Source organism: Butyrivibrio sp. XPD2002, from assembly GCF_000423945.1.
Lineage (GTDB): Bacteria > Bacillota > Clostridia > Lachnospirales > Lachnospiraceae > Butyrivibrio.
Window position 1 is genome coordinate 58,419 of sequence record NZ_AUIY01000016.1, and the last position, 16,595, is coordinate 75,013.

A 16,595-nucleotide genomic window follows, 5' to 3' on the forward strand; every position below is an offset into this window, starting at 1 on the left:
ATAGACTGAGGATGTAAATCCCGACTAACATATAAATCAAACCATGAGGTATGAAAAAATGATGTTTTTATTATCGCTCCTTCCGGCAATTATCCTTCTTGTAATTATTTATAAAACTGATAAAAGAGAAAAAGAACCAATAGGATTATTGGCAAAGCTCTTTATTTTTGGAGTACTCTCTACATTTGCTGCCGCAATTATTGGACAGCTGGGAGATGCAATAGTTACTCCGATTCTGGGTACGGACAGCCTGCTTTACCTGATAATTGACATTTTTATACTGACAGCGCTCGTAGAGGAATTCGGGAAATATTTTGTGGTAAAGGCAACAGCATGGAAAAGTCCTGCATTTAATTACACCTTCGACGCCATAGTTTATGCGGTGTTTGCATCTCTTGGTTTTGCTGCCTTTGAGAATGTCCTGTACCTTTCATCAGGCTCCTTTAGTCTTGCAATCATGAGAGGTATCTTTGCAGTACCTGGACATGCGATTGATGCAGTTTTCATGGGGTATTATTTTGGACTTGCAAAGCGATATGAAGTTATGGGCAATCTCAAATTACGCGGAAGGTATTTGAGACTTGCCCTTATTATTCCTGTTTTATTGCATGGATTCTATGATTTCTGCGTATCATCAGGGTCAGACATTCTCCTGCTTGTATTCTTCGTATATGAGGCTGTTATTACCATAGTTGCGATCAGGAAGGTTAGAAAGCTTTCTAAAGAGGATACAGCTTTCTTCCAGGGCGGATATCCGGGAGCAACATACGTGCAAAATATGTATTCCACAGGAGTCATAAAGTATGATCCCGCGACAGGCAAGCCCTACTATGTTGATCCCACCAGAATGAACTTTGACCCCATGACAGGACAGAGGCTTAAGTAGGTATAGAAAAATGGCTACACTTAAGAATAAACTAACTGTGTATTTCGATGATCCTTTCTGGGTTGGTGTTTTTGAACGTACAGAAAATGGGAAGCTATCGGTGGCAAAAGTGATTTTTGGCACAGAGCCCAAGGACTATGAAGTACAGGAATATATAAACAGGAACTATTTTCGTCTGAAATTCAGCCCTACTGTAGACATTGTGGTTAAGGGAGGGAAAAGGAATCCGAAGAGATTACAGCGTGACGCAAAGAAAATGGTTTTGGAAAAAGGTATTGGTACAAAGTCCCAGCAGGCATTAAAGCTCCAGCAGGAGCAGAATAAGCTGGAGCGCAAGACCAAAAGCCGGGAACTGAAAGAGGCAGAAGAGCTGAGGCTTTTTGAACTAAAGCAACAAAAAAGAAAGAGAAGCATAGAGGACATTGAATGGACCATAGGGACGGGGTTGAAGGGCCAAAATAAAAATGGACCGTTAACCCCGTCCCCTGGTATCCCCTGGTACCATTGTAGTGTAAAACAGACCTATATCCGTGCAACGGAAGGTCTGTTTTTATTTTGGTGTTAGATTAGATGTGAGCAAAAGTGTATGTGTTTTTTTGAGGAGGTAATGATAGAAATGACTACAGCAGTAAAGCTTAGGGACAGATTTTTTGGCCCGGGAAAATTTTATATAAAAGCTCTGTCAATAGCAGTACCGATAATGCTTCAGCAGCTTATACAGAGCATGGTTTCTCTGGTTGATAATTTCATGGTATCAGGGCTTGGCGATATCGCTATGTCAGGAGTAAACGTGGCTGGACAGGTCATGTTCATTTTTATGGTGTATGTCAATACGATCTGTACAGCAGGCGGTATTTTTATGACACAGTACTTCGGTGCGAAGGATAAAAAGGGCATGGGACAGGCCTTCAGGTTCAAGCTGGTCATGGGCCTTGCTGCCGCGATTCCGTACTATCTTGTCTGCAGGGTATATCCCAGGCAGATACTGTCACTTATGGTGATTGGAAACACCCAGGCAGATGCAATTCTTGACGCAGCCGTGAGCTATATAGGGATATGTTTTTTTATAGGTGTCCAGATGACTATATCCATTGCCATAGCCAGCTCTCTTCGTGATCTTGGAAAGGTAAAAATTCCGCTTGTGATCACAGTCATAGCAACCCTTATCAATACATGTCTGAACTGGGTTCTTATCTACGGTCACTTTGGCCTTCCTGCCATGGGAGTAAACGGAGCTGCTTATGCCACAGTAATTGCAAGAACCGTTGAGCTTATAGCCTTCCTTGCAGTATATGTAAAGCTTAAGCCGGACTTCATGGTTGGGGTAACAGATTTCTTCAGGATTGATGGAAAGCTCTTTGGACGCATGGCAAAGAAAGGCGCGCTGGTTCTTTTCTGCGAGATGGTATGGGTTCTTTCAGAGACAGTGACTACTGCTATCTATAATGGTAGAGGCGGAGCAGATGTTGTATCAGGAATGGCATCAGGCTTTGCGATAGCAAATCTATTCTTCGTCGCTTTCGGTGGAATTTATTCTGCAACGGGAGTTATCATCGGCAAGACTCTTGGCACTGGGAAGCTTGAAGAAGCCCGCATCCAGAAAAAGTGGCTCTTATCGGGAGCTGCAGTCATGGGCCTTATGATGACTTTTGTGGGCTTCGGAACGACATTCATTGTTCCGATTGTATTTGGCAGATTAAGTGCCAGCGCAATAGGTATCTGCAAGAGCATGGTAATTCTTCTGGCCTTCTTCATGCCTGCATGGGTTATCATGAATGCTCAACAGGCTATTGCAAGAGCCGGAGGAGATACAGCAATGGGAATGTATACGGATGCATTTATTACGATAGTTGTCATGCTGCCGATGCTGTTTGTTTTTGCAAGATACACAAATGTGGGACCTGTTACCATGTACCTTGGAGTAAAGCTTCTTGATCTTGTGAAGGTTATTATATTCCACTTCTGGCTCCGCAAGGAGAGGTGGCTTAATAATCTTACGGTTCCTCAGGTTGCATGATTTTCGTCGCAACCGTCCGGTTGACAGATATCTGGCTACAAAAGGAGCAAATGTTTTTGTTATTGGAAAAGGGAAATTAATTTTGGAAAAAATATTGATTGAAAATATAGAAAAAGTACATACAACCGAAATGGGCGTAGATAGAATAAGAAGAAACCTGGGGCTTGGTGAGATAGATGTTGTTGAGTGGTGTTAGGAAGCCAAAGAATGAGTATTGTAAAAACAGTTAACGATTGTCGGTTATACGTTATATACTAGAATAATTGAAACTATTATATGGAGTATAGACTTCTGAAAAAAGAATGGAATCCAGTATCCTGAGTTTGTATAAATCAGGCATTGTTGAGGGTTAGACATGAATAAGGAATGGTCAGATAAAAATAAAAAAATGCAGTCTCTCATTGGGAAGAAGGAGAGCTTTGATGAGGGCATTGCAGTTCTTCTTGAGCTAAGAGAAGAGCTTTTTGATCAGATAACATCAATAGTGAATACATATCCTGGAGAAGCATTTTACCAGATGCCTTTTGCCGGGGCGAAGGGGTATCACAGTAAGACGCTTGCATATTCCATGTGGCACATATTTCGGATTGAGGATATTGTGGCGCATACACTGATTCGTCGGGACAGTCAGATTCTTTTTGCTGAAGACTGGCTACATAGGATAAACAGTCCAATCATCACTACCGGTAATGAACTGAAAGGCGAGGAGATTGCAGAGTTTTCAACAAAGCTGGACGTGAGTGTCTTGTATGAATATTGCAAGGCTGTAATGGAGTCCACAGATATACTGTTGAGAGAGCTACAACACAAAGACCTGAAGAGGAAGTTTTCGGATGACGACAGGAACCGGATAATCGAAACCGGCTCGGTCAGCAAAGATGAAGATGCCTTCTGGCTCAACGATTATTGGTGTGGAAAAGATGTAAAGGGCTTAATTCAGATGCCTTTTTCAAGACATTGGATCATGCATATCGAAGCAATGTGCCGGATTAAGAACGAACTTTGCAGGAGAGTTAGAAAAGGCGTAGATCCTGTAGCATACTGTGGCCTTTCCTGTAATCATTGTTTCCTGAAAGAATGGTGTGGCGGATGCAGGACTTCCTATAACACCTGCTCCTACGCAACCTGCAGCTCTGATCATATATGTCCCAACACTGCATGTTGTAAGGAAAAAGGCCTCGATGGCTGCTATGAATGCGATAATTTAGCTGATTGCCAGACAGGATTTTATTCGCTTGGAAATGATGTAAATGCTGTGAAAGCGATGGCGTTGTTCATTCGTAAGTATGGCAAGAAGGAATTGGCAGCCACTCTTGATAATCTTCATGAGAAGTATGATTTTCAGAAGATCCAGGAAATACTTGGTTTTGATCTGGATGAGGGACTAAAGATTCTTGAGAAAAACAGAGGGGGAATATAAAAATGTTGAGACTTAGACCATTTAGAACGCCTGACGCTAAGGAAATAATTAAGTGGACCAGAAGCCCGGAAGAATTTTATAAATGGTCAGCAGGTATCATGGGAGACTATCCGGTTTCAGAAAATAAATTGCTTGAGGTTGTTTCTGCAAGAGAGGATAGCACAAGCTACTTCCCTTTCACTGCTTTTGATGATAGTGGTATTGTAGGATTCTTTATTGTAAGGATTCCGGGAGAAGATGATAAGAAAGTACGATTTGGATTTGTAATCGTCGATCCATCAAAAAGAGGCATGGGATATGGAAAACAGATGCTAAACATCGGGCTCAAATATGCGTATGAAATATATGGTGCGGATGAAGTAGGCCTTGGTGTTTTTGATAATAATAAGCAAGCGTACCATTGCTATAAATCTGTAGGTTTTATCGAAAATGGTATTACCGAAAAATACGAGATTTGCGGTGAAACGTGGACAGATATTGAAATGGTTCGACCTGCTTTGTGAGGTAAATATGAAAAAGAAAGCAGCTTTAATAGCAACTGCAGCTATCGTCCTGATGATAATAATCGGATACTGTTATGTGATCCATAATCAGGTCAGGTTTGATGGGGACAGAGTTTGTTCGAAGAATCCAAACAGATTTTATCTGAACTTTAATTTGATGAATACAGCTGACTCGGAGACCATGATGCTTAATGAAGGAGAAACACTGCATGTTACCTGGCAGATCGATGGTGGAAAGGCAGATGTAATGATTGCGATGGCAGATGAAACACCAATTTATCGGGCAGATAAATGTGGTAAGGGTGAGAATGCAGATTTTGAATTAACAGTTCCTAAGACGGGTGAATATACAACTACTATTTCCGCATATCATGCCAAAGGCTGGTTGGAAGTAGATGAAGTTTTGAAGGAGGATTAAATGCAAAGGATTATTGTTTATTTTTCACTGGAGGGTAACACAGAGTACATAGCAGATAAAATGGCAAAGGAACTTTCATCAGATGAATTAAGGCTCGTTCCCAGGAAAGCTTACAAGACCGGTGGCTTTTCGAAATTTTTCTGGGGAGGAAAGAGTGCGGTCATGGCAGAAAAGCCTGAGCTTGAGCATTACGATGTGGACTTGTCTGCTTATGATGAGATTATTTTTGGATTTCCTGTATGGGCAGGCACATTCACACCGCCGCTAAGGACATTCATTTTGGAAAACAAAGAGGGATTAAAAGGTAAAACCATAGCCGCATTTGCTTGTCAGAGCGGTGCCGGAGCGGAAAAAGCTTTTTCAAAATTAAAGGATTGTATTGGAATTGACAGCTTTGTTGCAACTGCAATTTTCATAGATCCGAAGGAAAAGCCTTCAGAAGAAAATGAATATAAACTAAACGAGTTTTGCAAAGTACTACAGCAAAGGTGAGGTGCAGGATGGGAAGCTTTCATGAAGAAAAGGCAGTTGAATACTACAACCATAATTTCAATTGCACACAGGGAGTTTTTACAACATATGCAATTGAGCATGGGATAGATGAGAAACTTGCGCTTAGGATTGCGACGAATTTCGGTGGTGGGGCCAGAAAAGGTGAAATGTGCGGTGCTGTGTCCGGCGCACTAATGGTTTTGGAGGAATGAATACAAAACTGGGATATACGGAGGTGATTTTATTGAACAACATCTTTTATGAAATGATATTTAAGAGAAAGTCGTTTCATCTTTTCAGAAATGTTGGAAACGAATCAATCGGTGAAAACGAACTCAAAGATATACAAGATGCATATTCAGGGTTTATTCCCCTGAATCCCGAAATCAAAACAGCCATTCGTATTATTCCTGAAAAGGAGACTAACTGCAAGCGAGGCGGAGAATACTGTATTCTGCTTTACAGCGAAAAGAAAGATGGCTATCTGCAAAACATAGGCTATCTCGGTGAACAACTCGATCTTTATCTTGTATCTCGAAATATCGGAACGCTCTGGTTCGGAATAGGCAAAACAAAAGAAGAACCATTTGAGGATATGGAGTTCGTTATTATGCTTTCCATCCGAAAGATCAGTGATGACTCTAAGTACCGCAAGGATATGTTTAAGAGCAAAAGAAAGAGCATTGAGGAAATATGGGAGGGGGAACAGATTTCGGGTGTTACTGATATTGTCAGGTTTGCACCGAGTGCATGTAATTCTCAACCATGGCTTGTAAAGAATGATGGCGAGCTATTGGTTTACAGATACAAGAAGCCCGGCAAAAGAGGAATAATGCCTGCGGATAAGGTTTCATTCTATAATTGCATTGATATGGGCATTTTCATCTGTTTTATGGATATTTGCCTTGGGCATAGAGGTATTAATTTTGACAAAAAACTATATCCGGATACCGGCGAAGATAAGGAATATGTTCTGAATGCAAAGTATAGACTTGAATAGGTTTTACGAGCTGATATTCGAGCATCGCCAAGGGAATATGCCTTCAGAATGCAAAAAGATAAGTTGTTTGGGATAGAAGGAGGACCAGGGAGTGCCTGATACAGCAAGATTTGTTTTGGGAATTATAGGAATAGTCGGAGGAATCCTGTGTGCAACAGCTGATCTGTTTTTGGATATCAAGGGACCGGATAATAAAAAGCTTGGGAAAATGGGAATAATTGACAGTGCATGGGAGAGAATGGCGCATTTTAGATTTGTGCTGTCAGGGATATTGGCGATGTTTGCAGTTCCCATGTATTCCTGCGGATTTATATCACTAATGCAGATGGATGGGAATTATGCAACAAGTGCCATGATTCTTAAGATTATATTTTTGTGCGGGGCCATGGGAGGCTTTATGATACACATTTTCCTGTGTCTGCAGCCAACCATATATCAGGTTATTATGAAAAAGAATGATCAGGAACTCGCTGAAGAAGTGATAAATTCTATATTCAGACAGATTTATGTCCCGTTTTTTACCCTATATACAATGCTCGTTATTATCCCGGCTATTGCAGTTATGATATTCATAATAAAAGGCGCATTACCACTGCCACTGTGGTGTGTGCTGCTAAATCCTGTAGTTTTCCAGCTTATTGGTTTTCTACTTAGAGCTACGAAATTAAAGATATTCATTGATGCGCCAAGCTGCTGCGCTGCAAGCCTGGGACTGGCCTCCTATGGAGTGCTTGCACTTTTAAGCTTGTGATACATCGGTGTATGAAAATAGTTTAGATGTTGATTTTTGGTGAGGAAAATTAAAAAAAATGTCAGTGACAAAAGTGAATTAAAGAACAATCCCTACGAGCATTGGGGATTGGCCTAAAGAATACATGCGGAGGAGCTGGTTATGGAAATAAGGATTGCGGATGAAAAAGATATTGATCTCATGATGAGCAGCAGGCTTGAGATGCTAAAGGAAGTAAATTCCCTGGATGCTGATTATCAGTATGCTGAGAGCTTTGTGGAAGAAAGCAGGAAATACTTCCTTGAGGGTAATCAGACTACGGTTCTTGCGCTGGACAAGGAGAAGGTTATAGGCTGCGCGACTATCTGCTATTTCACTATCATGCCGACATTTTCACATCCAACAGGTAAGAGGGCTCACCTTATGAATGTGTATACTTCAAAGGAGTATCGTAAGCAGGGCATTGGGATGAAGATGGTGGACATGCTCATCGAGGATGCCTGGAACAAAGGGGCTACGGAAATCAGTCTTGATGCTACTGAGGCAGGGAGACCTCTCTATAAAAAATGTGGTTTTGAGGATTCAAGCGAGTGTATGGTTTTGGTAAAATGAAAAGGACAATAAACTTTTAAATATAATGTTCGCGGAACAGGGATAAAAAGGAGTGCGTGAATAATATTTATGAAAAGGGGAGTATTTGTTCTTTTGGCTATGGCAATGTGCCCGCTGATTGTTTCGGGGTGTAGCAGGCAGGCGCAGAATGAAATTACCACAGTGACCTTCCAGACCTGGAATCCGGCCGATACCGGACCGGATAGTCCAATCTACAAGATCATAGATTCTTTTGAAAAAGAAAACCCTGACATTAAAGTTGAATATGTATTTGTCGGATCAGGCGATGAATATCAGGATCACCTCCGTGTAGAACTGATGGGAGGTAAAGGCCCTGATGTTTTTGGCGTGCCTTCAGGTAATACCTTTGATTCGACAAGAGCATTTGAGGAAGAGCTTTCTTCGTATTGTGAGAAGGCCTGGGGATCTGACTGGCAGGACAAATTTTTCAGTTCATGCATCGAGGCTGTAAGCGATGATCATGGTGATATCTACGGGCTTCCGCTGGGACAGACCTATGCAGGCTATCTTTGGGCAGATGTAAATATGCTAAAGGAATATGGCTGCGAGGTGCCAACGAGCTACAAAGAAATGCAGGAAACCTGCGGGATACTTCGTGAAAACGGTCAATATCCACTTGCAATCGGTGCTAAGGATTCATGGCTTAATCAGGATGTGTGGATGTCTATAGCTGCTGACTGTGACGCTGATGCATTATATGCTGCCATAGAAGGTAAGGCATCCTTTGAAACGGAGCCTATTATAGAGTCGCTCAGGATATGGCAGGACAGCTTCAGCAATGGAGTATTTCAGGACAAGGCTATAAAGACGCCGCTGTACGATACCATTAATAATATGTTCCAAAGAGAGGGAAGTATCCCCATGTTTATAAATGGTTCCTGGGCCATGAATATGTACACTCAGAGCGATGAAAAGACCTATGAGAATTTTAATGGTGAAGGTGCAGACCATGATATTTTTCTGATCGACTGGAATGATGATGGAAAGGTTTCACCGGTTACGTCATCTGTTGATGTGATTCTCTGCATGAATCCTGAGTCGAAGAACAAGGAAGCTGCATTTCGCTGGATGGATTATCTTGTTAATGAAGGTCAGGACCTGTTGGTTAATCAGTATCTTGAGTACATGCCATCAAGGACCGACTTAGAGCTTAATGTCCAGGGGCTTAGTGAGGACGGAATTCAGAACCTTGAATATATCATTGAAAACGGAAAGTCGAATGTTGCCGGATCAAGAATAATACCTTATGAGGATCTTTATATAGTTGTTCGTGATGCCTTGGAGGACCTTGCTAAAAGGACTATCACTCCGGAGGACGCAGCTACCAGAATCCAGGAAGTATCAAGGACCATGATACGGTAAAAGTCTGATAATGGAAATCTGCTGCTTGAAATCACCAGGAGGATTGGAATGGAATTCAGAAGGCTGACAGAAAAAGGCATTTGATATGAGGCTTCAATAAATAGTTCAAGTGAAAATGCAAAGTGGAAAATAGTTCAGGTGATTGCATAAAGAGGAGAATATGATATGAAGATTTTAGAAACTGAAAGATTATTTTTGCGAGAAATGAATATGGATGATTTTGATGCACTCTATGCAGTTCTGGCAGATCGTGATATTATGCAGCATTACCCCTATACCTTTGACGCGGACAGGGTTAGAGACTGGATCAAACGCAATATGAAGCGTTATAAGGACAACGGCTTTGGCCTATGGGCTGTATGCTTAAAAGAGACTGAAGAGATGATCGGTGACTGTGGCCTGACTCTCCAGAATATAGAGGGTGAGATGCTCCCTGAAATCGGTTATCACATCCGCAAGGACTGCCAGCACAAGGGCTACGCCAAGGAAGCTGCCGGAGCAGTCCGCGACTGGGCATTTACGAATACAGATTATCCGTCACTGTATTCATATTGCAAATACACTAACGAGCCCTCCTACAAGACGGCAGAAGCGATAGGTATGCATTTTGCAAAAGAATATCTTGATGAAGCGAATGAGATTACTCATGTTTCTGTGATGAATAGGGAAGATTGGCGTAAGGCTTCAGCTTAAAATGAGGAGGTTCACACCAAGCCCAGCATGGTTCCAAGAGACCGCGTTCAGGAACTGATAGGATTTCTTCCCGGAGGAGTCAGCATAATAATGCTTTTTACTTTATTTATTACATTTGCAAAAATCGGGCTGTTCACCTTCGGTGGTGGACTTGCCATGATTTCCCTAATTGAAAATATCTGTGTTAAACAGAAAAACTGGATCACTCACGAAGAGATGATGAATGTCACGGTGATTGCGGAATCCACACCGGGCCCTATAGCGATTAACTGTGCTACCTTTGTGGGCTATAGGAAAGGTGGCCTGCCGGGTGCTATTGCCGCAACCTTTGGAATGTTGCTTCCTTCATTTGTGATTATTTTTGCAATTTCCAGATTCCTTGATAACTTCCTTGAGATCACCTGGATTGCAAGTGCATTTAAGGGAATAAGGCTTGCGGTTGGAATCCTTATCCTTGATGTGGGGATTAAGATGGTCAGAAAAATGAAAAAGAAAGCTCTTCCCTGTGTGATAATGGTCGTCTCCTTTATAGTGATGATGCTTATCAATATCTTTTCATGGAAGTTTTCATCGATCAGCATGATGCTTATCGCAGGAGCAGTAGGACTTGCTGCCTACATCGTTCAGGGAGCACCTGCCTGGAAAGGCGGTGAGCAGAAATGATTTATATTGATTTACTCATAGGATTTTTGAAAGTGGGCCTATTTTCATTCGGCGGAGCCTATGGCGCCATACCACTTATAAGAGACGTAGTTCTGGATTATGGCTGGATGGACGAAGATGCCGTGATGGATATGATAGCAGTAAGTGAGAGCACTCCCGGCCCCATAATGGTGAATCTTGCGACCTATGTCGGAAGTAAGCAGGCAGGATTTCCCGGAGCGGTTCTTGCCACAGCAGCCGTGGTACTTCCTGCATTTATAATAATTCTTCTTATAATGGTGCTTTTGAAGAGACTTCTTCAGAACAGATATTTTCAGGCTGTATTAAGCGGACTAAAGCCCTGTATCATGGGAATAATTCTTGCAACGGGATGCTACATGATCATTAAAAACTGTGCATATCCTATTGCTGAAAAGAGAGATATGATCCCACTTATGTTTACAGCAGTGCTGGCTGTGATTTTCTATGGCTCTGAAAAAGTATTAAAAAAGAAAATAACTCCAATCATGCTGATAATAGTATCAGCACTAATTGGAGTTGCAGTGTACGGAATATAAATTTATAAAAGCTTTGGTGCCTGCTTTTTAAGCTCGTCATCATAAAAGGTAGCGGCCTTGTCTACGATAGTGTAGGCAGGGCTTTTTTCATGCATTGTAAGCTCGACTATAGCTATTCCGCAGTTTGGAAGAAGGCCGTCTCCCCAGAATTTTGCAAGGTCCGACTCACCGCGTATATACATTAAAAGAGCCTTGCTGAGCGCACCGTGAGTGCTTATGAGTACGGAGGAATCCTCCGGTAGTTCTTCTATTATATCTGTCATGAAATTCTTTGCCCGAGAGCATAACTCACTAAGAAGCTCGGGAGTCTGAGTGCGGGATTCTGATGCGCCCTCATTATTATGCTTCCATTCGTAAACGGCATTTTCATATTTATCAGGAGCTGACTTGAAATATCTAAAGGGCGAGCTTTCATCCGCCTGCATTTCTTCAACCTTACCGCCATCCATAAAGCCGAAGTGAAGCTCTTTTAGCCTTTCGTCGGTAATGATGTTCTGAGCTGCTTTGGAATTGTTGCTGTTTTCGAGTATTACTTTTGCAGTCTCATAGGATCTTGATAAGGGACTTGAATATACTTTATCAAAGGTGATTCCCTTTCCTTTTATCCCTTTTCCTGTCTCCTTTGCCATGAGTTTTCCAAAATCATCCAGCGGGATATCAGTCTGTCCCTGGATAAGGTGCTTGTTATTCCATTCAGTTGTTCCGTGTCTGAGAATGTATATCTTCATATTTTTAACCTGTTTCTTTCTATAATAAATCGGAAATCATTATACCCCTAAGCCCGACGTAAAGCTATCGGAAACAGCACATCGTACCGACAGAGCATCAAAAAATCCCCTCCGGAAACGGAATTAATTATTATTTTATAACCTAAACAAGTATAAATCCTTGATAAAAACTGCATTTTTTTGTAGAATGCAAATGTAGTGCGTAGTAAACGATAAAAATTTATCATGCTATAGTATACACTAACAATAAGGAGGTACTTATGATTTACTCAACAGAGGTAAAAAATATGTGTCCCGTAACACAAGGGGTACATCATGGTGCTGCTCCCATTCCTGAAGAAGCAAAATGGGTTCAGTCCAAAGAGATTAAGGACATTTCCGGTTATACACATGGTATTGGCTGGTGTGCTCCTCAGCAGGGTGGCTGTAAGCTTTCCCTTAACGTAAAGGAAGGTGTCATCCAGGAGGCACTTGTAGAGACTATCGGATGTTCCGGTATGACTCACTCAGCAGCTATGGCAGCTGAAATTCTTCCCGGTCTTACAGTTCTTGAAGCGCTCAATACAGACCTTGTATGTGACGCTATCAACACAGCTATGAGAGAGCTGTTCCTTCAGATTGTATATGGCAGAACACAGTCTGCATTCTCAGAGGATGGACTTCAGATTGGTGCTGGCCTTGAGGATCTTGGTAAGGGATCACGTTCAATGGTTGGTACTACATATGGTACACTTGACAAGGGACCTCGTTATCTTGAGCTTACAGATGGTTATATCACAGACCTTGCTCTTGATGAGAACGACGAGATCATCGGATATAAGTATGTTAACTTCGGAAAGATGATGGACTTCATCAAGGCTGGTGACGATGCTAACACAGCTATCGAGAAGGCTAAGGGTCAGTATGGCCGTGTTGCTGATGCAGCCAGATTCATCGATCCCAGAAAACAGTAATAAGGTAAGGAGGAAAATATAATGGCTTTATTTGAATCATATGAAAGAAGAGAGCCCCAGATCCTGGCTTGCCTTAAGGAGTATGGAATCTCTTCTATCGAAGAATGTAAAGAAATCACAATGGCAGCAGGCATTGATGTATACAGCCTCATCGAGGGCATCCAGCCTATCTGCTTTGAAAATGCTAAGTGGGCTTACACAGTAGGCGCTGCTATCGCAATCAAGAAGAACTGCCGTAAGGCTGCTGATGCTGCTGCAGCAATCGGTATCGGTCTTCAGGCTTTCTGTATCCCTGGTTCTGTTGCAGACCGTCGTAAGGTTGGTCTTGGACATGGTAACCTTGGTAAGATGCTTCTTGAAGAGGATACAGAGTGCTTCGCATTCCTTGCAGGTCACGAGTCATTCGCTGCTGCTGAGGGTGCTATTGGTATAGCTGAGAAGGCTAACAAGGTTCGTACAAAGCCTCTTCGCGTTATCCTTAACGGTCTTGGAAAAGACGCTGCACAGATCATTTCCCGTATCAACGGCTTTACATATGTAGAGACAAAGTACAACTACTTCACAGGTGAGGTAGAGGAAGTCTTCAGAAAGTGCTATTCAAAGGATGCAAATTCACCTCGTGCAAAGGTTAACTGCTACGGCGCTAACGATGTACAGGAAGGTGTTGCTATCATGTGGAAGGAGAACGTTGACGTATCTATCACAGGTAACTCAACCAATCCTACAAGATTCCAGCATCCCGTTGCTGGTACTTACAAGAAGGAGCGTACTGAGGCTGGTAAGAAGTACTTCTCAGTTGCTTCAGGTGGTGGTACCGGACGTACACTTCATCCCGATAACATGGCAGCAGGTCCTGCTTCCTACGGTATGACAGATACTATGGGTCGTATGCACTCAGATGCTCAGTTTGCTGGTTCTTCTTCAGTTCCTGCACACGTTGAGATGATGGGTCTTATCGGCGCTGGTAACAACCCGATGGTAGGTATGACTGTTTCTACAGCCGTTTCTATCGAAGAGGCTGCAAAGGCTGGTAAGTTCTGATCTCGATAACTTGCTGAGGTATTATCGAAGCTAGTTAGCGAGACCGTTCGGGCGAGCGAAGCGAGAGCCGAACTTCCTTGTGATACTGGTATTATTCAAAAAACTAGCGTCGCGAAATTTAATTTCGCGGCGCTTTTCTTTTGCCCAAAATTATCCTATTATAGACACGTTGCGCTTTTATAAATTGATACAAAGAAAGAATGAAATCTAATGATAATGTGGATAATAGCTACTTTTGCAGCATTTTTTATAAAGGGCCTGTGCGGCTTTGCCAATACCCTTGTTTTTACAACAATCCTTGGTTTTGGAGTTAACAACGTAAATATCTCACCTGTTGAGCTGGTTCTGGGCTTTCCGTCCAACTGTATCCTGACATGGAAAAACAGGAAAAAGCTCGATATAAAAATCGTTCTGCCGATGATCCTGCTCATACTTCTTGGAAGTATTCCGGGAGCATTCCTTCTTAAGAATGTGGATGCCCACAACATAAAAATCCTGTTCGGCCTTGTCGTAGTACTTGTGGGAATAGAGATGATGCTGAAGGAATATGACAAGATCCACATGAAGGATTCAAAGCTTGTGCTTTTGTTAGTGGGAATCCTTGGCGGACTTATGTGCGGACTCTTCGGAGTTGGCGTTTTGATGGCAGCCTGCGTGAGCCGTGTCACCAACACAAGTGAGGAATTCAAGGCCAATCTCAGCGCGATTTTCATTATTGAGAATCTGTTCCGCATAGTGATGTATGCATCTATCGGAGTTATCACCTTTGAGTCACTTAAGCTTGTAGTATATCTTATTCCGTTTATGCTTGCGGGCGTGTTTGCAGGGATGAAGAGTGCGACGATTCTTGATGAAAAGCTTGTAAAAAAGCTTGTGATCGTGCTTCTTATTATATCCGGTCTTGCGCTTGTAATTAAAAATGTGTGATCCGATTTTATCAGCAATATTCAAAAAGTTTATATTTATTTAAGTACTTATTCACGATATTTCATATACAATGGTATTGTAGCTTATGATATGAGTATAACTGTGCCCTGTATTTCAGAGGGGATTGTTATCGCATTTTTGGTGGTGATAAGTATGGATTTTTCAGCACTGATCAATTCGATAAGTACAATAGCATGCGTATTGTCCGTGGAGAGACTTCCTGATGACAAGATAGGCGATCTGCGTATTGTTGCAGCTAACAAGGCCTATAAGGATTCCATGCCGCCCAACTATTATGACGGAATGCTGTATACTGAGCTTTTTCCAAAGGAGAGAAAGTTCGAGCACTTCGTTGCGTCCTCTTGCTTAAAGCGTAAGCAGATACATACATATGTTGAGGCTAAGACCATTGGAAAGTGGATGGATCAGGTATATATTCCGCTGGAATCAGACAGGGATGATATCGGATATTGCATTTTTTCCTATGAGTTAACCGAAAATGCTGATCCTGAGAGAATGGGCAACATCAGTCATGATACGGCGACTTCGGTAATTAAGAGCTGTGCTGTTTTCAGAACTGCAGAAAACTTCCACACGGCAGCAAGTGAGGTTGTGCAGGAGCTGTTTGAAAAATGCGAGGCCGACCGTGTAAGAGTTGTAAGCGTTGATGAGCTTACACAGGGGCTTAAGTATATTGCCGGAAAGGCTAAGAATGGCTTCGATGACCAGGATCAGGGAGTAGATAAAATCCCTCCGGAGGTCGTTAAAACCTGGAATAAGACTATTGAACAAACTAACTGCCTCATTATTACTGACGAGGCGGATATGAAAAATCTGGAGGATAGAAATCCTGAATGGGCGAAATCATTACAGGAAGCAGGCGTAAAGAGCATTTGCTTTGTTCCGCTTTTCCAGAATAACAATATAATCGGCTATCTTTATGTAACCAATTTTGATACCAGCAGAACCATTGAAATCAAAGAGCTTCTTGAGCACACATCATTTTTCCTGGCAGCGGAGCTTGCAAACAATAACCTCATGGAAAAGATGAGAGAGCTCAGTAATCTCGATACTCTGACCGGTGTTTTCAACAGAAATGCCATGAATATCCGTGTCGATGAATTTGTATCAAAGGCAGAGCTCAGACTTCGGCCCTACGGTGTTATTTTCATTGACCTGAACGGACTTAAGTTTATAAATGATAAGTACGGTCATGAGGCGGGCGATCAGATGCTGTGGTCCGCGGCCTCCATTATCTCCGAGATATTTGGGGATGATGAGATTTACAGAGCCGGCGGCGATGAATTCACCATCATCTGCACGAAGCTGTCAGAGGATGTGTTCCTGGATAAGGTCAGAAGGCTTCGTGAAAAGACCGCATATCCTTCAGAGATAACGATGTCCATCGGCTATCATTATTCCGGAAGCGGAGATGATATACGAATCGCAATGCGCAATGCCGACCTTGCCATGTACAAGGACAAGGAAGAATTCTATCAGGAGCATCCCGAGCTCAGGGGCAGGAAGATCTGAAGTAGCTTATGAAAATTGTTAAAAAAGTCCTTCGTGAGA

Annotated in this window: 20 protein-coding genes and 1 pseudogene; 20 read left to right on the plus strand and 1 reads right to left on the minus strand. The window is 42.3% G+C overall.

Annotated elements, in window-relative coordinates; genetic code table 11:
• Positions 1 to 58 precede the first annotated feature (58 nt).
• The 16 genes and pseudogenes from G587_RS22130 (at position 59) to G587_RS0109070 (ending at position 11,374) form a co-directional block, all read left to right on the plus strand.
• The gene (locus G587_RS22130) at positions 59 to 886 is read left to right on the plus strand and encodes a PrsW family intramembrane metalloprotease (protein WP_051200923.1); all 828 of its coding nucleotides are present in this window, start codon (positions 59 to 61) and stop codon (positions 884 to 886) included.
• A 10-nt stretch (positions 887 to 896) separates the two neighbouring features.
• Positions 897 to 1,312: pseudogene (locus tag G587_RS22135) on the plus strand (YjdF family protein).
• A gap of 190 nt (positions 1,313 to 1,502) precedes the next feature.
• Complete coding sequence (locus tag G587_RS0109005; protein ID WP_026491958.1) at positions 1,503 to 2,903, plus strand: MATE family efflux transporter; 1,401 nt, start codon at positions 1,503 to 1,505, stop codon at positions 2,901 to 2,903.
• An 82-nt stretch (positions 2,904 to 2,985) separates the two neighbouring features.
• The gene (locus tag G587_RS25440) at positions 2,986 to 3,099 is read left to right on the plus strand and encodes a DUF3781 domain-containing protein (RefSeq protein WP_242830059.1); all 114 of its coding nucleotides are present in this window, start codon (positions 2,986 to 2,988) and stop codon (positions 3,097 to 3,099) included.
• Positions 3,100 to 3,258: 159 nt separating this feature from the next.
• Complete coding sequence (locus tag G587_RS26625; protein WP_081679386.1) at positions 3,259 to 4,323, plus strand: DUF3795 domain-containing protein; 1,065 nt, start codon at positions 3,259 to 3,261, stop codon at positions 4,321 to 4,323.
• A gap of 2 nt (positions 4,324 to 4,325) precedes the next feature.
• Positions 4,326 to 4,826 carry a GNAT family N-acetyltransferase gene (locus G587_RS0109020; protein ID WP_026491959.1) on the plus strand — a complete coding sequence of 167 codons (501 nt, stop codon included), beginning with the start codon at positions 4,326 to 4,328 and terminating at the stop codon, positions 4,824 to 4,826.
• A gap of 7 nt (positions 4,827 to 4,833) precedes the next feature.
• On the plus strand, positions 4,834 to 5,244 hold the full coding sequence (locus G587_RS0109025; protein ID WP_026491960.1) for a hypothetical protein: 411 nt from the start codon (positions 4,834 to 4,836) through the stop codon (positions 5,242 to 5,244).
• On the plus strand, positions 5,245 to 5,736 hold the full coding sequence (locus tag G587_RS0109030) for a flavodoxin family protein (RefSeq protein WP_026491961.1): 492 nt from the start codon (positions 5,245 to 5,247) through the stop codon (positions 5,734 to 5,736).
• Between the two features lie 8 nt (positions 5,737 to 5,744).
• A complete protein-coding gene (locus G587_RS22150) occupies positions 5,745 to 5,948 on the plus strand; it encodes a C-GCAxxG-C-C family protein (RefSeq protein ID WP_051200925.1) in 204 nt (67 codons plus the stop codon).
• A 32-nt stretch (positions 5,949 to 5,980) separates the two neighbouring features.
• A complete protein-coding gene (locus G587_RS0109040) occupies positions 5,981 to 6,736 on the plus strand; it encodes a nitroreductase family protein (RefSeq protein ID WP_330364429.1) in 756 nt (251 codons plus the stop codon).
• Positions 6,737 to 6,827: 91 nt separating this feature from the next.
• Positions 6,828 to 7,487: a DUF6796 family protein gene (locus G587_RS0109045; protein WP_026491963.1), complete on the plus strand. Its 660-nt coding sequence runs from the start codon at positions 6,828 to 6,830 to the stop codon at positions 7,485 to 7,487.
• A 141-nt stretch (positions 7,488 to 7,628) separates the two neighbouring features.
• Positions 7,629 to 8,078, plus strand: coding sequence for a GNAT family N-acetyltransferase (locus G587_RS0109050; RefSeq protein ID WP_026491964.1), 450 nt, complete (start codon positions 7,629 to 7,631; stop codon positions 8,076 to 8,078).
• A 69-nt stretch (positions 8,079 to 8,147) separates the two neighbouring features.
• Positions 8,148 to 9,461 (plus strand): ABC transporter substrate-binding protein, encoded by a 1,314-nt coding sequence (locus G587_RS0109055; RefSeq protein WP_026491965.1) that lies wholly within the window; start codon positions 8,148 to 8,150, stop codon positions 9,459 to 9,461.
• A gap of 165 nt (positions 9,462 to 9,626) precedes the next feature.
• Positions 9,627 to 10,154, plus strand: a complete 528-nt coding sequence (locus G587_RS0109060) for a GNAT family N-acetyltransferase (protein ID WP_026491966.1) — start codon at positions 9,627 to 9,629, stop codon at positions 10,152 to 10,154.
• A 27-nt stretch (positions 10,155 to 10,181) separates the two neighbouring features.
• The gene (locus G587_RS0109065; protein ID WP_242830060.1) at positions 10,182 to 10,817 is read left to right on the plus strand and encodes a chromate transporter; all 636 of its coding nucleotides are present in this window, start codon (positions 10,182 to 10,184) and stop codon (positions 10,815 to 10,817) included.
• The gene (locus G587_RS0109070) at positions 10,814 to 11,374 is read left to right on the plus strand and encodes a chromate transporter (protein WP_026491968.1); all 561 of its coding nucleotides are present in this window, start codon (positions 10,814 to 10,816) and stop codon (positions 11,372 to 11,374) included. Before G587_RS0109065 ends, G587_RS0109070 begins: the two co-directional genes overlap by 4 nt.
• Before the next feature lie 2 nt (positions 11,375 to 11,376).
• Here the strand turns inward: G587_RS0109070 and G587_RS24380 are convergent, their stop codons facing one another.
• Positions 11,377 to 12,102 (minus strand): histidine phosphatase family protein, encoded by a 726-nt coding sequence (locus G587_RS24380; RefSeq protein WP_051200926.1) that lies wholly within the window; start codon positions 12,100 to 12,102, stop codon positions 11,377 to 11,379.
• Positions 12,103 to 12,362: 260 nt separating this feature from the next.
• Between G587_RS24380 and G587_RS0109080 the strand changes: the two genes are divergently transcribed.
• The 4 genes from G587_RS0109080 (at position 12,363) to G587_RS0109095 (ending at position 16,556) form a co-directional block, all read left to right on the plus strand.
• Positions 12,363 to 13,055: an iron-sulfur cluster assembly scaffold protein gene (locus tag G587_RS0109080; RefSeq protein ID WP_022763478.1), complete on the plus strand. Its 693-nt coding sequence runs from the start codon at positions 12,363 to 12,365 to the stop codon at positions 13,053 to 13,055.
• Positions 13,056 to 13,076: 21 nt separating this feature from the next.
• The gene (locus G587_RS0109085; protein WP_026491969.1) at positions 13,077 to 14,096 is read left to right on the plus strand and encodes a GGGtGRT protein; all 1,020 of its coding nucleotides are present in this window, start codon (positions 13,077 to 13,079) and stop codon (positions 14,094 to 14,096) included.
• 210 nt (positions 14,097 to 14,306) lie between these two features.
• Entirely contained in the window at positions 14,307 to 15,023 is a 717-nt protein-coding gene (locus G587_RS0109090) for a sulfite exporter TauE/SafE family protein (RefSeq protein WP_026491970.1), read from the plus strand.
• A 153-nt stretch (positions 15,024 to 15,176) separates the two neighbouring features.
• Positions 15,177 to 16,556 (plus strand): sensor domain-containing diguanylate cyclase, encoded by a 1,380-nt coding sequence (locus G587_RS0109095; RefSeq protein ID WP_026491971.1) that lies wholly within the window; start codon positions 15,177 to 15,179, stop codon positions 16,554 to 16,556.
• Positions 16,557 to 16,595 lie beyond the last annotated feature (39 nt).